This window comes from Thermus antranikianii DSM 12462 (assembly GCF_000423905.1).
GTDB classification, from domain to species: Bacteria; Deinococcota; Deinococci; order Deinococcales; family Thermaceae; genus Thermus; species Thermus antranikianii.
Genome location: NZ_AUIW01000001.1, coordinates 142138 through 159110 on the forward strand (window position 1 = coordinate 142138; position 16973 = coordinate 159110).

14 protein-coding genes are annotated in these 16973 nt (G+C 65.8%); 7 read left to right on the top strand and 7 right to left on the bottom strand.

Features of this window, described 5'->3' with window-relative positions; translation table 11 throughout:
• Positions 1–76: 76 nt before the first annotated feature.
• The 5 genes from G584_RS0100680 to G584_RS0100700 form a co-directional block, all read right to left on the bottom strand.
• On the bottom strand, positions 77–1810 hold the full coding sequence (locus G584_RS0100680) for an acyl-CoA dehydrogenase family protein (RefSeq protein WP_028492895.1): 1734 nt from the start codon (positions 1808–1810) through the stop codon (positions 77–79).
• A gap of 9 nt (positions 1811–1819) precedes the next feature.
• Positions 1820–3013 (bottom strand): thiolase family protein, encoded by a 1194-nt coding sequence (locus G584_RS0100685; RefSeq protein ID WP_028492896.1) that lies wholly within the window; start codon positions 3011–3013, stop codon positions 1820–1822.
• Between the two features lie 12 nt (positions 3014–3025).
• Positions 3026–5317 carry a 3-hydroxyacyl-CoA dehydrogenase/enoyl-CoA hydratase family protein gene (locus tag G584_RS0100690; protein WP_028492897.1) on the bottom strand — a complete coding sequence of 764 codons (2292 nt, stop codon included), beginning with the start codon at positions 5315–5317 and terminating at the stop codon, positions 3026–3028.
• A gap of 230 nt (positions 5318–5547) precedes the next feature.
• Positions 5548–8484 (bottom strand): transcription-repair coupling factor, encoded by a 2937-nt coding sequence (gene mfd, locus G584_RS0100695; protein WP_028492898.1) that lies wholly within the window; start codon positions 8482–8484, stop codon positions 5548–5550.
• Between the two features lie 26 nt (positions 8485–8510).
• Entirely contained in the window at positions 8511–9347 is an 837-nt protein-coding gene (locus G584_RS0100700; RefSeq protein ID WP_018112336.1) for a DegV family protein, read from the bottom strand.
• A gap of 60 nt (positions 9348–9407) precedes the next feature.
• On the opposite strand from G584_RS0100700, the gene G584_RS0100705 reads away from it, so the two are divergent.
• Genes G584_RS0100705 through G584_RS0100715 form a run of 3 tightly spaced genes read left to right on the top strand, consistent with a single transcriptional unit; the run spans position 9408 to position 12377 of the window.
• A complete protein-coding gene (locus tag G584_RS0100705) occupies positions 9408–9986 on the top strand; it encodes a pyroglutamyl-peptidase I (protein WP_018112335.1) in 579 nt (192 codons plus the stop codon).
• Positions 9983–11158, top strand: a complete 1176-nt coding sequence (locus G584_RS11795) for a lipid-A-disaccharide synthase-related protein (RefSeq protein WP_018112334.1) — start codon at positions 9983–9985, stop codon at positions 11156–11158. The genes G584_RS0100705 and G584_RS11795 overlap by 4 nt, the downstream gene beginning before the upstream one ends.
• Positions 11159–11165: 7 nt before the next feature.
• Entirely contained in the window at positions 11166–12377 is a 1212-nt protein-coding gene (locus G584_RS0100715) for a glycosyltransferase family 4 protein (RefSeq protein ID WP_028492899.1), read from the top strand.
• On the opposite strand, the gene G584_RS0100720 is transcribed toward G584_RS0100715, so the two are convergent.
• Entirely contained in the window at positions 12316–12999 is a 684-nt protein-coding gene (locus tag G584_RS0100720; protein ID WP_028492900.1) for a glycosyltransferase family 2 protein, read from the bottom strand. The genes G584_RS0100715 and G584_RS0100720 overlap by 62 nt on opposite strands.
• A gap of 14 nt (positions 13000–13013) precedes the next feature.
• Between G584_RS0100720 and G584_RS0100725 the strand changes: the two genes are divergently transcribed.
• On the top strand, positions 13014–14180 hold the full coding sequence (locus G584_RS0100725) for an MFS transporter (protein ID WP_028492901.1): 1167 nt from the start codon (positions 13014–13016) through the stop codon (positions 14178–14180).
• Complete coding sequence (locus tag G584_RS0100730) at positions 14171–15352, top strand: polysaccharide deacetylase family protein (protein WP_028492902.1); 1182 nt, start codon at positions 14171–14173, stop codon at positions 15350–15352. Before G584_RS0100725 ends, G584_RS0100730 begins: the two co-directional genes overlap by 10 nt.
• Here the strand turns inward: G584_RS0100730 and mnmC2 are convergent.
• Positions 15261–15914: a tRNA (5-methylaminomethyl-2-thiouridine)(34)-methyltransferase MnmC2 gene (gene mnmC2 / locus G584_RS0100735; protein WP_019550190.1), complete on the bottom strand. Its 654-nt coding sequence runs from the start codon at positions 15912–15914 to the stop codon at positions 15261–15263. The genes G584_RS0100730 and mnmC2 overlap by 92 nt on opposite strands.
• 18 nt (positions 15915–15932) lie before the next feature.
• Between mnmC2 and G584_RS0100740 the strand changes: the two genes are divergently transcribed.
• Together G584_RS0100740 and gatC are read left to right on the top strand one after the other, a co-directional pair.
• Positions 15933–16676 (top strand): DUF554 domain-containing protein, encoded by a 744-nt coding sequence (locus G584_RS0100740; protein ID WP_026328915.1) that lies wholly within the window; start codon positions 15933–15935, stop codon positions 16674–16676.
• Positions 16677–16702: 26 nt separating this feature from the next.
• Positions 16703–16972: an Asp-tRNA(Asn)/Glu-tRNA(Gln) amidotransferase subunit GatC gene (gatC, locus tag G584_RS0100745; protein WP_211209614.1), complete on the top strand. Its 270-nt coding sequence runs from the start codon at positions 16703–16705 to the stop codon at positions 16970–16972.
• The last annotated feature ends 1 nt before the right edge of the window (position 16973 follow it).

Here is a 16973-nt window from a genome sequence, read left to right on the forward strand (position 1 = left end):
GCAGGTCCGCGGGGTAGAGGAGGCAACCCGAAACCCTCCCTGCCGGGGCCTAGCCCCGGCAGGGAAGCACCCAGGTTCAGCGGGGGATAGGGTAGCCCTCCGCCTCGAGGACCGCCCCCGCCACCTCCCGCCTCAAGGCCACCAAGTCCACGGGCTCATGCTTGGTGAGCCTCCGGGCTGCGGAGTACACCACCCGGGCCTCATCCCCTTCCACCAAGCGGGGCAGGACGGAGAGGGCCTGTACCTGAGCCCGGTCCAGGGCTTGGAGCAGGTAGAGCCGGGCCATGGCAAGGGCAATCCCCCCAAGCCTCCTGGCCCTCAGAAGGGCGCTTTCAGCGGCGTAAGCGTCGATCAGGATATCCGCCACCGCTCCCAGGACCTCCTGCTCCTCCTCCACTTTCTCTCTGAACTTCTGGGCCGCAAGTCCGGCCACCATGAGGGCAAGCTTCTTGAGTCCCTCCACCTGGTGAGCCTCGAGGTCCTGGGGCTCCTCCAAGCTCGGCTCCAGAAGCTCCTTCTGTAGCCTCATGGCCGCCTCGAAGAGGGGTAGCTGCCCCTTCAGGGCCCTTCTCAAGAGCATCCCGGGGATGAGGAGGCGGTTGATCTCGTTGGTGCCCTCAAAGATGCGGTTGATACGGGCATCGCGGTAGGCCCTCTCGATGGGGTACTCCTGGGAGTAGCCGTAGCCCCCGTGGATCTGCACCCCCTCGTCCACCACGTAGTCCAGCACCTCGGACCCCAGCACCTTGATGATGCTGGCCTCCACCGCATACTCCTCGATCCCTGCCATCACCGCTTCAGGCCCCTTCTTGCCCTGAAGGGCCTCGTCGATCAGGCCCACGGTGCGGTAGACGGCGCTTTCGGCGGCGTAGATGCGGCTCGCCATCTCCCCCAGCTTGTGCTGGATCAGGCCGAAGCTCCCGATGGGCCGGCCAAACTGGTGGCGCTCCTTGGCGTACCTGGCGGAAAGCTCCAGGGCCCGCTTCGCCCCGCCCACCGCCCCCGCTCCCAGCTTGTACCGGCCCACGTTGAGGACGTTGAAGGCGATCTTGTGCCCCTTGCCGATCTCCCCCAGGACGTTTTCCACGGGGACCTTCACGTCCTCGAGGATCACCTGGCGGGTGCTGGAGGCCTTGATGCCCATCTTCTTCTCCTCGGGGCCGAAGGAGAGCCCAGGAGTATCCCGCTCCACCAAGAAGGCGGTGAAGTGCTCCCCATCCACCTTGGCGAAGACGGTGAAGAGGTTGGCGAAGCCGGCGTTAGAGATCCACTGCTTGACCCCGTTCAGGATGTAGTGCCTGCCGTCCGCCGAAAGGGTAGCCCGGGTCTTGGCCGCCAGGGCATCCGAGCCTGATCCCGGTTCCGTGAGGCAGTAGGCGGCGATCCACTCCCCGCTCGCCAGCTTGGGGAGGTACTTCCGCTTCTGCTCCTCGGTGCCGAAGTAGACCAGGGGCAGGGTACCGATGGAGGTGTGGGCCCCGTAGGTGACGGAAAAGCCCCCCGTGCCCGAAAGCTCCTCCGCCACCACCGTGGAGATCACCTTGGGGAGGTCCAGCCCCCCGTACTCCTCGGGCACGTCGATCGCAAGGAGCCCAAGCTCCCCTGCCTTCCGCATGAGGGGCACGTTGAGCTCTAGCTCCCCGTGCTCCATACGCTCCAAAAGGGGCAACACCTCCCTTTCCACGAAGGCGCGGGTGGTGCGGGCGATCTCCTTGACGCTCTCGTCAAAGTCCTCGGGGGTGTAAACCCGCTCGGGGGCCTCCAACAACCAACCCCCACCCCTCTGCCAAAGCTTCTTCTCCTCCGTCATGGCTCCCTCCTAGGCTGGGTAAACCTCAAAGACCCCGGCAGCCCCCATGCCGCCGCCAATGCACATGGTCACCAGACCGTACCCCCCGCCCCGTTTCCCCAGCTCGGCGATGAGCTGGGCGGTGAGCTTGGCCCCCGTGGCCCCCAAGGGGTGCCCCAGGGCGATGGCCCCACCGTTCACGTTGGTCCTTTCCTCAGGCATCTCCAAGGCCCGCATCACCGCCAGAACCTGGGCGGCGAAGGCCTCGTTGAACTCGATGAGGCTGATCTGGTCCAGGCTGAGGCCTGCCCGCTTCAGGGCCTTAGGCACCGCCTTGACGGGGCCTATGCCCATAACATCCGGCTCTACCCCGGCCACGGCGAAGCTGATGAAGCGGGCCAAGGGTTTCAGGCCCAGGGCCTCCGCCTTCTCCCGGCTCATGACCACCACCGCCGCCGCCCCATCGGAGTAGGGGCTTGCGTTCCCCGCCGTCACGGTGCCCCCTTTTTTGAACGCGGGCCGCAGCTTGGCCAAGGCCTCCAGGGAGGTGTCGGGCCTCACGGTCTCGTCCCTTTCAAAAAGGGTTTCCTCCACCACCTTCTTGGTTCCCTGGTAGCGCACCTTGGGTACCCGGATGGGCACCACCTCGGTAAACCGACCCTCGGCCCAAGCCTTGGCCGCCCTTTGGTGGCTTCTCAGGGCCCAGCGGTCCTGGTCCTCCCGGCTAATGCCGAAGCGCTCCGCCACCCTCTCGGCGGTGAAGCCCATGCCGATATAGGTGGAGTACCCCTCTGGGGTCCACTCCGTAGGGGTGAGGTCGGGGTGGAGGCGGGTGTGGTAGCCCGACATGGGCACCCGGCTCATCATCTCCACCCCACCCGCCAGCACCGCATCCGCCATGCCGGTCATCACCGCCTGGGCAGCCATGGCGATGGTCTGGAGGCCGCTGGAGCAAAAGCGGTTGATGGTGGCTCCTGCTACCTCCACGGGAAAGCCAGCCCTTAAAAGGGCCAGACGGGCGATGTTCAGCCCCTGGGCTGCCTCGGGCATGGCGCAACCCCAGAGGACATCCTCGAGCTCCTTGGGATCCAGGCCCACCCGCTCCACCGCCTGCCGCATCACCTGGGCCGAGAGGTCCACGGGATGCAAGGTGGCCAAGGCTCCATCCTTCTTGCCCCGGGCCACGGGGCTCCGCACTGCACTGACGATTACCGCTTCCCGCATGGTTCCACCTCTTTAGTTCCTAAGGGGCTTGCCCGTCTTCAAGGTGTAGGCGATCCGCTCCTGGGTCTTCCGGGTGCCGAGGAGCTTCAAGAAAGCCTCCCGTTCCAGATCCAAAAGGTCCCACTCGGAAACCTCCCGCGCCGGGCCTTCTCCACCCGTGAGCACCTGGGCGATCTCCAGGCCGATTCGCATGTCGTGGTCCGTGATCTCCCCTGCCTCCCGGAAGGCCCAAACCGCATAGCGCAGGTTGCCCAAAGCCTCACTACCCAGGACGCGGATCCGAGGAGGAAGGGGCGGGCGGTAGTCCGGGGCCAGCTCCAGGACCCGCCGCTTGGCGTCAGCGATGAGGAAATCCCGGTTCATGCTGATCCGATCCCGGTCCCTCAAGAAGCCCATCTTGCGGGCCTCGAGGGCGCTGGTTGAGGTCTTGGCCATGGCGATGAGGTTGAAGGCCCTCTTCACCGCCTCAAAGGGATCCGCCTCCTCGTAGGGCTCGAGCTCCTGGGTAAACCGGAGGAGCATCTCCTTGGTGCCACCCCCAGCGGGCAAAAGCCCCACCCCGGCCTCCACCAAGCCCATGTAGAGCTCCGCATGGGCCTGGACGGCGTCCGCGTGCAAGGTGAACTCCGCCCCGCCCCCCAGGGTGAGGCCGAAGGGGGCCACCACTACTGGGAAGGGGCTATAGCGCAAGGACATGGAAGCCTTCTGGAACTGCCGCACCGCCAGGGATAGCTCGTCCCAGTCCCCTTCCTGGGCCAGGGAGAGGATCAAGGCCAGGTTAGCCCCGGCGGAGAAGGCCCTCGGGTCCTCGTTGCCGATGACCAGGCCCACATAGCCCTTTTCCTCCACATACTCCAGGCTCTTCTGGAGCATGCGGATCACACCTTCCCCGATGGCGTTCATCTTGGTGCGGAACTCCAAAAGGGCCACCCCATCCCCCAGGTCCAGCAGGGCCGCCTCCTTTCCCTCCAGCAGGGTCTTGCCCTCGGACTTGAGGGCTTTCAGGGAAATAACCCCCTCCCGCTTGGGCAAGGGGTGGTAGGCCCCGTCAAAACCCAGGTAGGTGCCGTTTCGGTAGAAGGCCCCCTGGGCCTTGCCCAAAAGCTCGGGCTTGGGAAGGCCGTACTCCGCGAAAAGGGCCTCGAGGCGCCCGTGGCCCAGGGCATCCATGTTCTTGAAGGGCCCCTCCTCCCAGCCGAAGCCCCACTCCAGGGCCTGGTCCACGGAAACCAGGTCGTAGGCGATCTCGGAAACCTTCTCCAAGGCGTAGTGGGCGGTGCGGGCAAAAAGCTCCCTAAGGAAGGCCCCGTACTTGCCGGGAAGCTCCACCACCTTGGGAAGCCTTTCCGCCAAGGGTAAATCCCGGAGAGTTTTCAGCTCAGGAAGGTCCAGCGTGGTCCGGGGAGCATAGTCCAAGGTGCGGTAATCCAAGGTGTAGATCTCCCCGTTCACCCGTTTGTAAAACCCCGCACCCGTTTTCTCCCCCAGCCGGCCTTCCTCCACCAGGCGCAGGACCCAGTCCGGCAGGGCGAAGTCCTCCCCGGTGGCCTGGGCCAACTCCTCCGTAACCAGCTTCAACACATCCAGCCCCGTGAGGTCAGCAGTGCGGAAGGTGGCGGAGTTGGGTCGGCCCAGAAGGGGCCCCGTGAGGGCATCCACCTCGTCGATGCTGAGGCCGTGCTTTTCCATAAGGCGCACCGCCTGCACCATGCCGTAAACCCCAAGCCGGTTGGCGATGAAGCCGGGGGAGTCCTTGGCCAGGACCGTGCCCTTGCCCAGGATGCGCTCGCCGAAGCGCCGGATTTCCCTTAAGACCTCTGGGTCGGTTTCAGGGGTGGGGATCAGCTCCAAGAGGTGCAGGTAGCGGGGCGGGTTGAAGAAGTGGGTGCCCAAAAAGCGGCGGCGAAAGGCCTCCGATCGCCCTTCCAAAAGCACCCGCATGGGGATCCCGCTGGTGTTGGAGCTGATGATGGCCGTGGGTTTCAGGATGGCCTCCAGTCGCTCGTAAAGGGCCCGCTTAGGCTCAGGTTTCTCGATGATGGCCTCCACCACCCAGTCGCAGTCCGCAAGCTTCTCCAGGTGGTCCTCGGTGTTGCCGATTTCCACATAGCGGGCCAGATCAGGATCCATGAAGGCTGCGGGCTTGGCCTTCAAGGCCCTCTCCAGGCCCCTTTTGGCCAGCTCGTTGCGATCCTCCTTGCCCGGGATGTCCAAAAGGACCACCGGGATCCCGGCGCTTACCACCAAGGCGGCAATCCCGCCCCCCATGGTTCCCGCGCCCACCACGCCTACCTTCTTGATCATGGTCACCTCCTTATACTGAGTCAAAGTTTACGGCAGGCTCAGCGGGCTTGTCAAAGGGGTCCGCCAACAGCGCAAAATGCGCGACCGAACGCGCCCGCCTACAACCGCATCAGAAGCAACGGGTTTCGCGCCAACGCGCTAGGCCCAGCGTAAGGGAGGAAACGGGTGCAGTGCACTTTTACGCAGAGAGCCCAGCTTATAACTGGGCTTTGCAACTTGATCCCGAACCCCTAAATATCGGCGAAGAGGTACAGGGCCTGGAGCAAAGCCTCGGGGTAGTCCCGGGGCTTCAAGCCCTTTTTCTCCAGACGAAAGCCAGGAGGATACTGGGTAAGCTCCACCCGGAAGGGAAGTTGCCTCAAGGCCTTGGCGTCGTAATCCAGGGGCCAGCGGGGAAAGACGACCTGGAGGTGGGTAAGGTCCTCCGTGATGGAGACCACCCCTTTCCGTTCCGCCACCAGGCGGAGCCGGGCAAGGGCCAGGAAGTTTTCCGCCTCCTCGGGAAGGGGGCCATACCGGTCCTTAAGTTCCCTGGCGATGCGGGAAACCTCCGCCAGGCTCCTGGCCTCGGCCAGACGGCCGTAGTAGCGGCTACGGCCCTCGAGGCTCGGCACGTACTCCGCAGGAAGCCGGGCGGAAACCCCCAGGTCCAGGGTAACGTGCCTTCTCTCCTCCTCGGCCTCCCCCTTGAGCTTGCGAATGGCCTCTTCCAGAAGCTCGCTGTAGACCTCGAGGGATAGAGCCCGGATGTGCCCGTGTTGCTCGGGGCCCAGGAGATTCCCCACGCCGCGGATCTCCATATCCTTCTCCGCCAGGAGATGGCCGCTTCCCAGGTCGGAAAGATCAGCGATGGCGTTGAGGCGCTTTTCCGCCGCCTCGGTGAGCCTGGGAGGATGGAAGAGGTAGGCGTAGGCCTCCTGCTCCCGCCGCCCCACCCGGCCCCGGAGCTGGTACAAGGTGGCGAGGCCCAGACGGTCAGCCCGCTCGATGAGGATGGTGTTGGCCTCGCCCACGTCCAGGCCTGATTCGATGATGGTGGTGGCCAGAAGGACATCGTAAGCCCCCTCGGCGAAGAGGAGCATGGTTTCCTCCACCAGGCCCTCGGGCATCTGGCCGTGGACCACCCCGATGCGGGCTTCGGGCACCAGGTTCTCCAGGTAGCGCCTTCTCGCCTCGATGGAGGCCACCCGGTCGTGCACGTAGAACACCTTGCCCCCCCTTTCCAGCTCAAAGAGGATGGCCTCCCGAACCAAAAGGGGGTCAAAGGGAGCCAGGAAGGTGCGAATGGGCTTCCGGCCTGGGGGTGGGGTCTTGATGCTGGATAGGTCCTTCAGGCCCACCAGGGCGGAATAAAGGGTGCGGGGGATGGGCGTGGCGGAGAGGTAAAGGGTATCCACCTCGGCCTTCAGCTCCCGGATCCGCTCCTTCTGCGCCACCCCGAAGCGGTGCTCCTCGTCCACAATCAAAAGCCCGAGATCCTTAAAGCGCACGTCGGGCTGGAGAAGACGGTGGGTGCCGATGACGATGTCCAGGGTGCCCTTTTCCAATCCCTCCAGGATGGACTTCTCCTCCCTCTCAGGGGTAAAGCGGGAAAGCACCCCGATGCGCACGGGAAGCCCGGCAAACCGCTCCCGGAAGGTCTTGCCATGCTGCTCCGCCAAAAGGGTGGTGGGCACCAAAAAGGCTACCTGGGCCCCGTGCCCCACCACACGGTGGGCAGCCCGGAGGGCAATCTCCGTCTTGCCAAAGCCCACGTCCCCGGAGATGAGCCGGTCCATGGGGAAAGGAGCCTCGAGGTCCCGCAGGACCTCCTCCAGGGCCTGTTTCTGGTCCGGGGTGAGCTCGTAGGGGAAGCCCCTCTCGATAAGGGGATCCCACTCCGGCAAGGGAGGAAAGGCCCGGCCCGGGGTAGCCTTCCGCTTGGCCTGAAGGATGAGAAGCCGTGCCGCCAGCTCCTCCACATCCTTCCTGGCCTTCTCCTTAAGCCGCTGCCACTCCCCCTTGCCCAGGGAGGAAAGCTCCGGAGGGTCATCGGTGGTGCCCGGGTGGCGCTTGAGGAGGGGGAGCTGTTCCACGGGCAGGTAGAGCCGCCCCTCCCCCCGGTAGCGCAACACCAGGTAGTCCCGCTTGGCCCCCAGGACCTCCCGGGTCTCCAGGCCCAGGAACTGGCCGATGCCGTGGTCGGGGTGGATGAGGAAGTCCCCCGGGGAAAGGGCCCCGGGGTCGGAGAGGCCCTCCCCGGAGCGGAGCCTGGCCCGCACCCCCCCGGTGGCGAAGACCAGGGCCTCGGTGAGGAGGACATGCTCTCCCCACTCCGCCCCGCCCTCAAAGGCCCCGGGCAGGAGGGCAAGCCTCCCCTTGGGCCCGGGAAACCGCTCCAGCACCAAAGGATCCAGGGGGGCCAGGCGGCGCCTCAGGTACTCCAGGGTGCGCCCGTGGCCCACGAAGAGGTGGACCCGCTTCCCCTCGGCCAGCCAGCGGGCCAGGTCCCTCTCCAGGGCCTTGAGGCTACCCCGGTAGGGAGGGAGGGGCCTCACCCCAAGCTCCAGGAGGGGAAACTCCCCGTGCGCCCCCAGGGCCACCACCGGCCGCCCGGCCAGGAGGGAAAAAAGCTCCCTGGGGGCTAGGGCCGGGGTGTCCAGGTAGACGGGACCGGGGAAGTGGAGGACCTTTTGGGAGGTAAACGCCTCCGCCTTGCCCGGCTTGGGCAGGAGGACATGGCGCCTACGGGGCTCGCCCTCCCAGAAAAGCCGCTCCAGCTCCTCCCCGAAGAACTCCAGGCGCAAAGGCCCAAGCTCCAAGACCTCCCCCAGGACCCGGTAATCCTCGTCTCGGGCATAACCCAGGCGCAGGAGGCGGTCCAAAAGCTCCGTGCGGGGATAGGCCCGGCCCACCTCCAGCACCATGCGCCAGGCAGAGGGGTCCTCGGGAAAGGGGGCCAGGGCCTCCTCGTAGCTGAGGAGGAAGAGGGCCTTCTCCTCCATGGCCTCGAGGCCCGGGTTCGCGTACACCGGCACCCCGAAGGCGGAGAGGTCCCGCCAGCGCCTCAGGCGGTCCTCGGGGACCAGGAGGAGGGCAGGAAGGTCTTCCCGGGCCAAGAGGAGGGCCGCCGCCACCTGGGGCAGGGCCAGACGGTGGCCGTAGAGTTTTTCCAGAAGGATCTCCATGCCGCAAGGCCCTAAAGGGCCAACGGCTATTCTACGGCGTAGGCGTGCACCGCCAAAGCCCCCAGGCCCACGTTGGCGGCGATGGTGGCCCCCGAGCGGGTGATCCGTCCTCGCTCCAGGCGCAGGGCGCCCTCGAGGGCCCGCTTCAATCCGTCCACCCACTCGCTCCTGGCATCGGTGTGGGCGATGGTGATGCGGGCGGTACGTCCTTGGAATTCATCCAGTACTAACCGGGCCAGGGCCTCCGGGACGGAGTTCTCCCGGGCCACCTTCAGGAAGCGGATGTGCCCCTTCTCAATCCGCAGGATAGGGCGCAGGCCCAGGAGGTTGCCCACCACCTCGCCAAAGCGGGGCAGGCGGCCGTTGCGGGCCAGGTGGGAAAGGTCGGCCACGCTGAAGTAGAGGCTGGAGCGCTTCAAGCGCTCCATCTCCCGCACGATCTCCTCCTCGTCCGCCCCCTTCTTCAGCATCTCCACCGCCCGGAGCACCATGGCCCCAAGCCCGGCGGAGACCATCCCCGAGTCCACCACCCGGATGCGGTTGGGGGCCACCTTAAGCGCGGCCTCCCGTGCCCTTTCCACGGTCTTGGAAAGCTCCCCGGAAACATGGATGGAAAGGAGGCGGTCGTAGACCTTGAGGTGGCGCTCGTAGACCTCAACGAAGTCCTCCACCGCCGGGGGCTCGGTCACCGGCTCCGCCCCCGCGCGGATGGCCTGGTAGAGGGCATCGGGGGTGAGTTCCTGCCAGTCCTTGTACTTGCGGCCCATGAGGTGCACGTAGATGGGCACCGTCCCCACCGCCTCCTCCTGGAGGACCTTGGGGGAGAGGTCGGCCGCGGTGTCGGTCACGAGACCCAGCTCCACGCCCCCCATCTTATACCGGGTCAAAGGGATGGGGGCTATAATGGCGGGCGGGTCTGGCCCATGATCCTGGTTACCGGTTTTGAACCCTTTGGCGGCCTGAGGCATAACCCCTCCGCCGCCCTCTTGGACCTCCTGCCGGAAGAGGTGGGAGGAAGGCCTCTCAGGAAGGCCGTGCTTCCCGTAGACGCCGAGGCCCTGCCCACCGCCCTTGCCGCCCTCCACGCCCTGGAGCCTGAGGCGGTCCTCCACCTGGGCCTGGCCGAGGGCCGGCCCCAGCTCACCCTGGAGCGCCTGGCGGTGAACCTCCTGGACTTTGACCGCCCCGACAACCGCGGGCAGGTCCTGGAGGACACCCCGGTGGTCCCCGGCGGCCCCCTGGCCCTCCCCGCCCGTTTTCCCGTCAAGCAGGCCCTGAAGCGCCTCCAGGAAGCGGGCCTTCCCGCTAGGGTTAGCCTCTCTGCCGGAAGCTACCTCTGCAACCAGGCCTTTTACCTTTCCCTCTACCATCTGCCCGAACGCGTGCCCGTGGCCTTCCTCCATCTTCCCCCCGACGAGACCCTAGCCCTGGAAAAAGGCGGGGCCTACGTGCCCCTAAGGGAACAGGCCCGGGCAGTCCGGGTGCTTTTGGAGCTCCTGTGAGGCTTCTTTTCGTTTCCAACGGTCCCACGGAGGATGCCATCGGCGCCCGTATTGCCCAGGGGTTGGGCCTCGAGGCCTACGCCCTGCCCTTGGTCGGCCGCGGGAAGCCCTACGAGGGAATAGCCCGGGAGATTCTGGGTCCACGGCAGGAGATGCCCTCGGGAGGCTTTCTCTTCGGCAGCCTGGAAAACCTCCTGGCCGACCTCCGGGCGGGTTTTCTCTCCATGTCCTGGGCCCAGTGGCGCACCGCCTGGCGCTTTGAACCCCAGGTGGTGGTGGTGGTGGGGGACGCCTACGCCCTCAGCGTGGGGGTCCTGGCCGCCCGGGGATGCCCTGTTTACCACGTAAATCCCCTGGTGTCCGCCCACTACCTGGAGCAAGCCTCCTGGATAGAGGTCCTCCTGGACTGGGGCGGGAGCGACTTCACCCCTTACGAACGCCTCCTGCACCGCAGGGTCCGGGCGGTGTTCGTACGCGATGAGGCTAGCCTCCGCCGGCTTCGGTCCCTGGGCGTAGCCCATGCCCACTGGTACGGCAGCTTCGCCATGGACCTTCTCCCCCCTCCCGAGCGGGACCTTACCCCTTACCTGGGCACAGACCCCCTCCTCGCCCTCCTGCCAGGCACCCGTGGGGACGAGGCCTTCAGCCTGCCCCTCATGCTGGAAGCCAGCCGCCACCTCCCCCTGACCCCGGCCGTGGCCTGGGCCAAGGACTGGTCCCGCCTCCCCCCGCTTTCCGGTTGGCAGGCAGAAGAGGTGGACGCCAACACCCTCCGCCTGGAAAAGGAGGGCCGGACGGCCTGGGTGCTCCGGGGGGCCTTTTCCGCCATCCTTCACCGAAGCCGCTTGGCCCTGGCCACGGCGGGCACGGCCACGGAGCAGGCAGCCGGCCTGGGAATACCCGTGATAGGCTTCCCCACCCCTGGCCCCCAGTACACCCGGGCTTTCGCTCGAAGGCAGAAACGCCTTCTGGGAAAGGCCCTACACCTGGTGGAACCCGACCCTTACCAGATTGCCGGCCAAGGCCTCATCCTCCTCCAGGCTCCGGAAGCCTACGCCCAGGCCAGCCAAGCCGGCAAGGAGCGCATCGGCCCGCCGGGTGGCATCCCTGGGACCGTGGAGCACGTCTACCGAGACCTGCACCAGCTAGGGCTGGTGCGTGGGGTATGCTAGACTTCGCATGCGCCTCTACCGCGTAGGCCTTTTCACCGACGTCTATTTCCCCAACCCCAACGGGGTCACCACCAGCGTTTACCTTCTCCTCCGGGAACTCCGCCGCATGGGCCACGAGGCTTGGGTGGTAGCCCCCCACCACCCCGAGGCCCCGGAGGGCGAGGAGGGGGTGGTACGGGTGCCTTCGGTGGCCTACCCCTTCTACGAGGGCCAGCAGATCGCCCTGCCCTCGGCCCGGCACCTGCCCACAGAGTTTGAACTGATCCACACCCACACCCCCCTCACCCTGGGGGTCTGGGGCCTCAGGATCGCCCGCAACAAGGGCCTGCCCCACGTGTCTACCTTCCACACCCACTACGAGAAGTACGCCCACTACGTGCCGGGTTTGGCCATTCTGGACAAGTACACCGGCATCGTGCCCCGGCTGGCCAAGGCCTTCTATAACCGGGTAGAGGTGGTCATCGCCCCCACGGAACCCGTGAGGCGACTGGCGGAGAGCTACGGCATAGAGCGGCCCATCCGGGTGATCCCCACGGGGATTGACAACCGCATCCTGGAGGAAGCCCCTCTCCCCTCCCCTTCCCCCTGGCCCGAGGGCAAGCGCCGCCTCATCACCGTGGGCCGCTTGGGAAAGGAGAAGTCCTTTGACGTGGTGCTCCGGGCAGTGGCCGAGCTGGCCCGGGAGGAGGACGTCTTCCTGGTGCACATCGGCGAGGGGCCGGAGCTCCAGCCCCTTCAGGCGCTGGCCCGGGAGCTGGGCATAGGGGAGCGGGTGCGCTTCCTGGGGCCCGTGCCCTACCGACGCATCGGGGGGTATTACCGCCTGGCCGAGCTCTTCCTCTTTGCCAGCGAGACGGAGACCCAGGGCCTCGTCATCTGGGAGGCCCAGGCCATGGGGGTTCCCGTGGTGGCCGTGGGGGCGGAGGGCACCCTGGAGGGGGTGGAAGAGGGCAAGACCGGCTTCCTGGTGCCCCCAGGGGATTACCGGGCCCTGGCGGAGAAGGCCTTAGAGCTCCTGAAGGACGAGGAAAAGCGACAGCGCCTGAGCCTCCAGGCCCGGGCCTGGGCCATGGAACGCTCCGCGGAACGCATCGCTGAGCGGATCGTGGCCGTCTACGACGAGGCCAGCGAGATCCTGCGGGCCGAGCCCCGGAGGCTCATCTTTCCTTTTCCCCGGCTTCCCCGAAGTAGCCTCGAGGATCACCCAGGAGGTTTTTAACCTGCTGGGCCAAAAACCTTCCCCATCCTCCCTTTAATCTCCTGGGCGAGGTTAAGACCAGGGCCTCGGGTACATACCTGACCCTCCCCACCCGCTTGAGCTTCCAGCCCAAAAGCACGTCCTCCCGGGCCTCCACCTCGGGAAACCCCCCCACTTTCAGGGCGGCCTCCCTCAAAAACATCATGTTGGCCCCGGCCAGGTTGGGTTTCCCCAAGAAGGCCATGAGGTTCAGGAACGCTCGGTAGCCCCACTCGGAAGCCAAAGCCGTCCAGGGAGAAACCCCATAGAAGCGCAAGGGACCATAGAGGGCTATCGCGCCCTTCGCATGCCGGGACAGGCTCTGAAGCCAGGTGGGAAGGGGGATGGAGTCGGCATCGGTCATGGCCACCCACTCCCCCCGGGCAGCCAGAAGCCCCGCCTGGCGAGCGTAGGCCACCCCCTTCCGGGGGCAATACACCACCCGCACACCAAATCCCTCCGCCACCTCCCGCGTGCGGTCGGTGGAGGCATTATCCACCACGATCACCTCAAAAGGCGGCAGCGTCTGCGCCAAAACCGCCTGCAAGGCCTTGGGCAAAAAAGCCTCTTCGTTGCGAGCAGGGATCACCACACTGATGCGCACGGGTATACTCTAGCGTGTTTCGCTATCTGCCATGGGCCAGGGAGGGACTTTTCGTATTCCTGCGCCTGGTCCTAGCTGTAGGCCTCATGGAGGGGGTACGAAGCGGCTTCTTCGCTGGCCTTCTTCCCTTCTATGCCCCCGAGCACCTGGGGCTTAGCCCGGCTACCTTCACCCTGGCCTTCACCTTTCACCAGCTCTCCGAGAACCTCTCCAAAACCTTCGGAGGGCTCCTCGCGGAAAGGGTAGGGTTCGGCCGCACGGTTACCCTAGCGGCCTTCACCGGCCTTCTGGTTCTCCTCCTCACCTCCAAAGCCCATGCTGGCTGGCTTCTTTGGGGGCTCGCCATCCTCTGGGGTCTCACCATGTCCACCCTCTACCCCGGACTCATGACCCTGGCGAGCCGCATCGCCGTGCCCGGGCGGGAAGCACGGGCCCTATCCTTTACCCTGACCCTGGTGATGCCCTGGGTGGGCATCGGCCTGGTGGGGGTGGGGCAGGTGGCCCAAAAAGAACCCGAGGCCGCCCTCACCCTGCTCCTCGCCGCCCAGGGTATGACCCTCCTCCTTGCCCTAAGCCTCTTCCCCTTCCGCATCCCCATTCCCCAAAAGGCACGGGAACCCTATCCCCTTAAGCGGCTTTTGCTTTTCCTGCCCGCAGCCTTTGGTCAAACCTTCGCTCCCGCCTTGGTCTCCCTCTTCATCCTCCGCTTCGCCAAGGAGGAGCTGGCCCTCGAGCCCATTGCTCTGGGAGGGCTTCTCCTCCTGGGTGGGGGGCTGGCCTTAGGCCTTTTGCCCTTTACCGGCCGGCAAGTGGACCGGAGGGGCTACCGCTTCGCCCTGGTGAGCGGGCTCCTCCTTTTGGCCTTGGTAATGGCCCGCCTGGCCTTTACCCGTAGCCCGGGCGAACTTGCCCTACTGGCTGCCTTGGGAGGCCTGGGCTTCAGCCTTTTCCTGCCCGGGTGGAATGGCTTTCTGGCGAGAAACCTACCTCAGGAAAACCGGGCGGCCGTATGGGGAGGGCTGATGACCGTGGAAGGGCTAGGGGTGGCCTTGGGACCTGCGGTGGGAGGTCTTTTATGGGAAACCTTGGGCATAAAGGCACCCTTTCTCGCAGGTAGCGCCACCTTTTTGCTTCTCAGCGTCTTTTACGCGGTTCTCTTCTGGAGGATGCGGTGGAACTGATCCTGGGCTTGATCCTCCTACTCTATGGGCTTTCCGACCTCCTCTTTCGCTTTCTGGGCCTCGGAGCCTACGCCCACGCCTCGAGGCGCACCCCCAAGGTGGCCCTGACCTTCGACGACGGCCCCTCGGAGAGGACGGAAGCCCTCTTGGGGCTTTTGCGCCGATACGGGGTCAAGGCCACCTTTTTCCTAACCGGGGAACGGGCCAAGGCCCGGCCGGACCTGGTGGAAGCCATCAAGCGCGAAGGCCACCAGGTGGAGGACCACGGGGAGTGGCACCAGGCCTGGAGGCTTTTCCTGCCCTGGGTGGAGTGGGAGCACATGCGCCGGAACCCCGGGCGCTACTACCGGCCTCCCCACGGACTCCACACCCCTTTTACCCGCCTCTTTGCCCGCCTCCTGGGCAAGCGCATCGCCCTGTGGGACCTGGAAAGCAAAGACTGGCTGGACCTTCCCCCTGAGGCCCTGGCGGAAAGGCTTCTTTACTACCTGCGCCCAGGGTCCATCGTCCTCCTCCACGACGGGCCGGAGCGCACCCTCAGACTCCTGGAGCGGGCGCTTCCGGAGATGCTACGGCTGGGATACCAACCCGTCACCCTGGACGGCCTCGCCCCCTTACCCCTCACCCCGAGGCTCGCCCTTATCCGGGGGCTCCAGGGATTTGAGGAACGGTACAACGCCAAGCACCGGGTGGCCCGGGCGGGATACGGTCCCTTCGACCTCTTCCGGGTGGAGAAGAAGCCTTTTCCCGGGCCCGACCTACCCGGGCTACCCCGGGGCGCCCCTGCCCTGGAGCTCCATCTGGAAAGCCAGCGGAGCATGGAACTCTCCCCCCTCGAGGCCATCCGATACGTCCGAGAAAGCCTCAAGAAGGTGGCGGAACGGGTGGCTCAAGACCCCGAGGTGCGCTTGGTCTACGGCTACAGCTACCTGGCCCAGGGGGCCAGGCTCTTTGGCTTCCACACCCATCCCCTTCCCCCTTGGCCCCGTCTCGTGGCTACCCTGAGCAGCGCCTGGTTCCTTTGGCTGTACCGGGGGGAGCTGCCCAAGCCCGACCGCTCCTGGGCCGAGCTGACCTACCTCAGCCGGGAGGAGGTTTTAAGGCGATTCCCACCGTCCACTCCCGCTTCCCCACCCCAGGCACCCGGTGAAGGGCAAACCCCGCCTCCTTGAGGGCCCGGCGGAAAACCCCTTGGGCGGAGTACGTGGCAAGCCTTCCCCCACGCCGCAAAGCCCGGTGAAGCCCCTTTAGAACAGGCAAGGACCAAGGCCCCGGATTCACCCGGGGGCTGAAGGGATCCAGGTAAACCGCCGTGGCCCAGTCCTGGGGAAGCTCCAAAGCCTCCACCTCCCCAAAGAGGATGCGAAGCTCGCCCCAAGGCCCAAGGAAGCAGGCATTAGGCCAGCCCTTAAGGATTTCCGCAAACACCTCTTCCGCCCTGGGAAGAGGGAGGCGCACCCGCGCGAGCACCTCCCGGGGCAGCGGCTCCCGTTCCACGGCCAAATAGCGGAGGTACACCCCCCGGCCCAGGGTGCTTTCCAGGGTCACGCGGAAGTTCACCAAAAGCCCTAGGCCCACCTCGAGGACCCTGGGAGCGGGATGGAGATGGGTGAGGGTCTTCTCCAGGTAAAGCCGCCTGGCCTGGAGCAAGGCTCCCTGCCGGGGATGGTAGGCCTCCCCGTACCGTGGGTGGAAGAGGGTGGGGGTTCCATCCTGGGTGAGGATGGGCTCCACTCCCGTAGAATAGCCCCCATGGAGCTCAGCCTTCTGGACAAGCTCTCGGGAACCCTGGCCAACGCCGCCACCGTGACCCTGGGCACAGGGCTTGGCCTTATGCTTCGGGGCCGGCTCCCCGAACGCATGGCCCGCATCATGGTCCAGGGGGTGGGGCTCACCACCCTTTTTATCGGATTCTCCATGGCCAGCGCCCTGGGAAAAGCCAGGGGTGGGGCCATAGACGGGGTGGTCCTGGGACTCATCGCCCTGGTGCTGGGAGGGCTTCTTGGGGAGTGGTGGCGGATTGAGGAAGCCCTCGAGGGAATAGGGGAGAAGATCAAGCGGGCGGTAAGGGGCGGGGGAAGCTTCACTGAGGGCTTCGTGGCCGCAAGCCTTCTCTTTTGCGTGGGCCCCATGACCCTTCTCGGCTCCATCCAAAACGGCCTGACCGGGGATCCCAGTATCCTTATTCTTAAGGCCACCCTGGACGGCCTTTCCGCCATCGCCCTCACCAGCTCTTTCGGCGTAGGCGTTGGGTTTAGCGTGCTGGTCATCCTCGGCTACCAAGGGGGTATCGCCCTTCTGGCCGGTACCCTGAGCCAGGTTCTCCCCGACCCCGCCCAGGATCCCCGGGTCCTCTTAGTGACCGGGGTAGGAGGGCTTATGGTCCTGGGGGTGGGGATCAACCTCCTGGGCCTCACCAAGGTGCGGGTGGGCTCCTTTCTTCCCGCCCTCCTCCTAGCCCCCTTGGTCTGGGCTTTGGCCAACCGGCTTTCGTAGGGCTTCCCGAGGGTAAAATGCGGGGCATGGAGCTATCCCCGGAGCTTCTGCGCAAGCTGGAAAGCCTTGCCAAAATCCGGCTTTCCCCCGAGGAGGAAGCCTTGCTGCTAACGGACCTCAAGCGGATCCTGGAGTTCGTGGACGCCCTTCCCCAGGTGGGGGAAGCCTGGGAGGAGGACGCCCAAGGCCACCTCAGGGAGGATGAGCCCCTTCCTTCCCTTTCCCAGGAAGAGGCCCTAAAAATAGCCCCCGAGGCTGAAGAGGGGTTTTTCCAGGTGCCCAAGGTGCTGGAGTAGC

What these genes read in the sequence shown, in the direction of transcription:
- G584_RS0100680 (WP_028492895.1), bottom strand. Translation starts at nt 1,810, where the DNA reads ATGACGGAGGAGAAGAAGCTTTGGCAGAGGGGTGGGGGTTGGTTGTTG.
- G584_RS0100685 (WP_028492896.1), bottom strand. Translation starts at nt 3,013, where the DNA reads ATGCGGGAAGCGGTAATCGTCAGTGCAGTGCGGAGCCCCGTGGCCCGG.
- G584_RS0100690 (WP_028492897.1), bottom strand. Translation starts at nt 5,317, where the DNA reads ATGATCAAGAAGGTAGGCGTGGTGGGCGCGGGAACCATGGGGGGCGGG.
- mfd (WP_028492898.1), bottom strand. Translation starts at nt 8,484, where the DNA reads ATGGAGATCCTTCTGGAAAAACTCTACGGCCACCGTCTGGCCCTGCCC.
- G584_RS0100705 (WP_018112335.1), top strand. Translation starts at nt 9,408, where the DNA reads ATGATCCTGGTTACCGGTTTTGAACCCTTTGGCGGCCTGAGGCATAAC.
- G584_RS0100715 (WP_028492899.1), top strand. Translation starts at nt 11,166, where the DNA reads ATGCGCCTCTACCGCGTAGGCCTTTTCACCGACGTCTATTTCCCCAAC.
- G584_RS0100740 (WP_026328915.1), top strand. Translation starts at nt 15,933, where the DNA reads ATGGAGCTCAGCCTTCTGGACAAGCTCTCGGGAACCCTGGCCAACGCC.
- gatC (WP_211209614.1), top strand. Translation starts at nt 16,703, where the DNA reads ATGGAGCTATCCCCGGAGCTTCTGCGCAAGCTGGAAAGCCTTGCCAAA.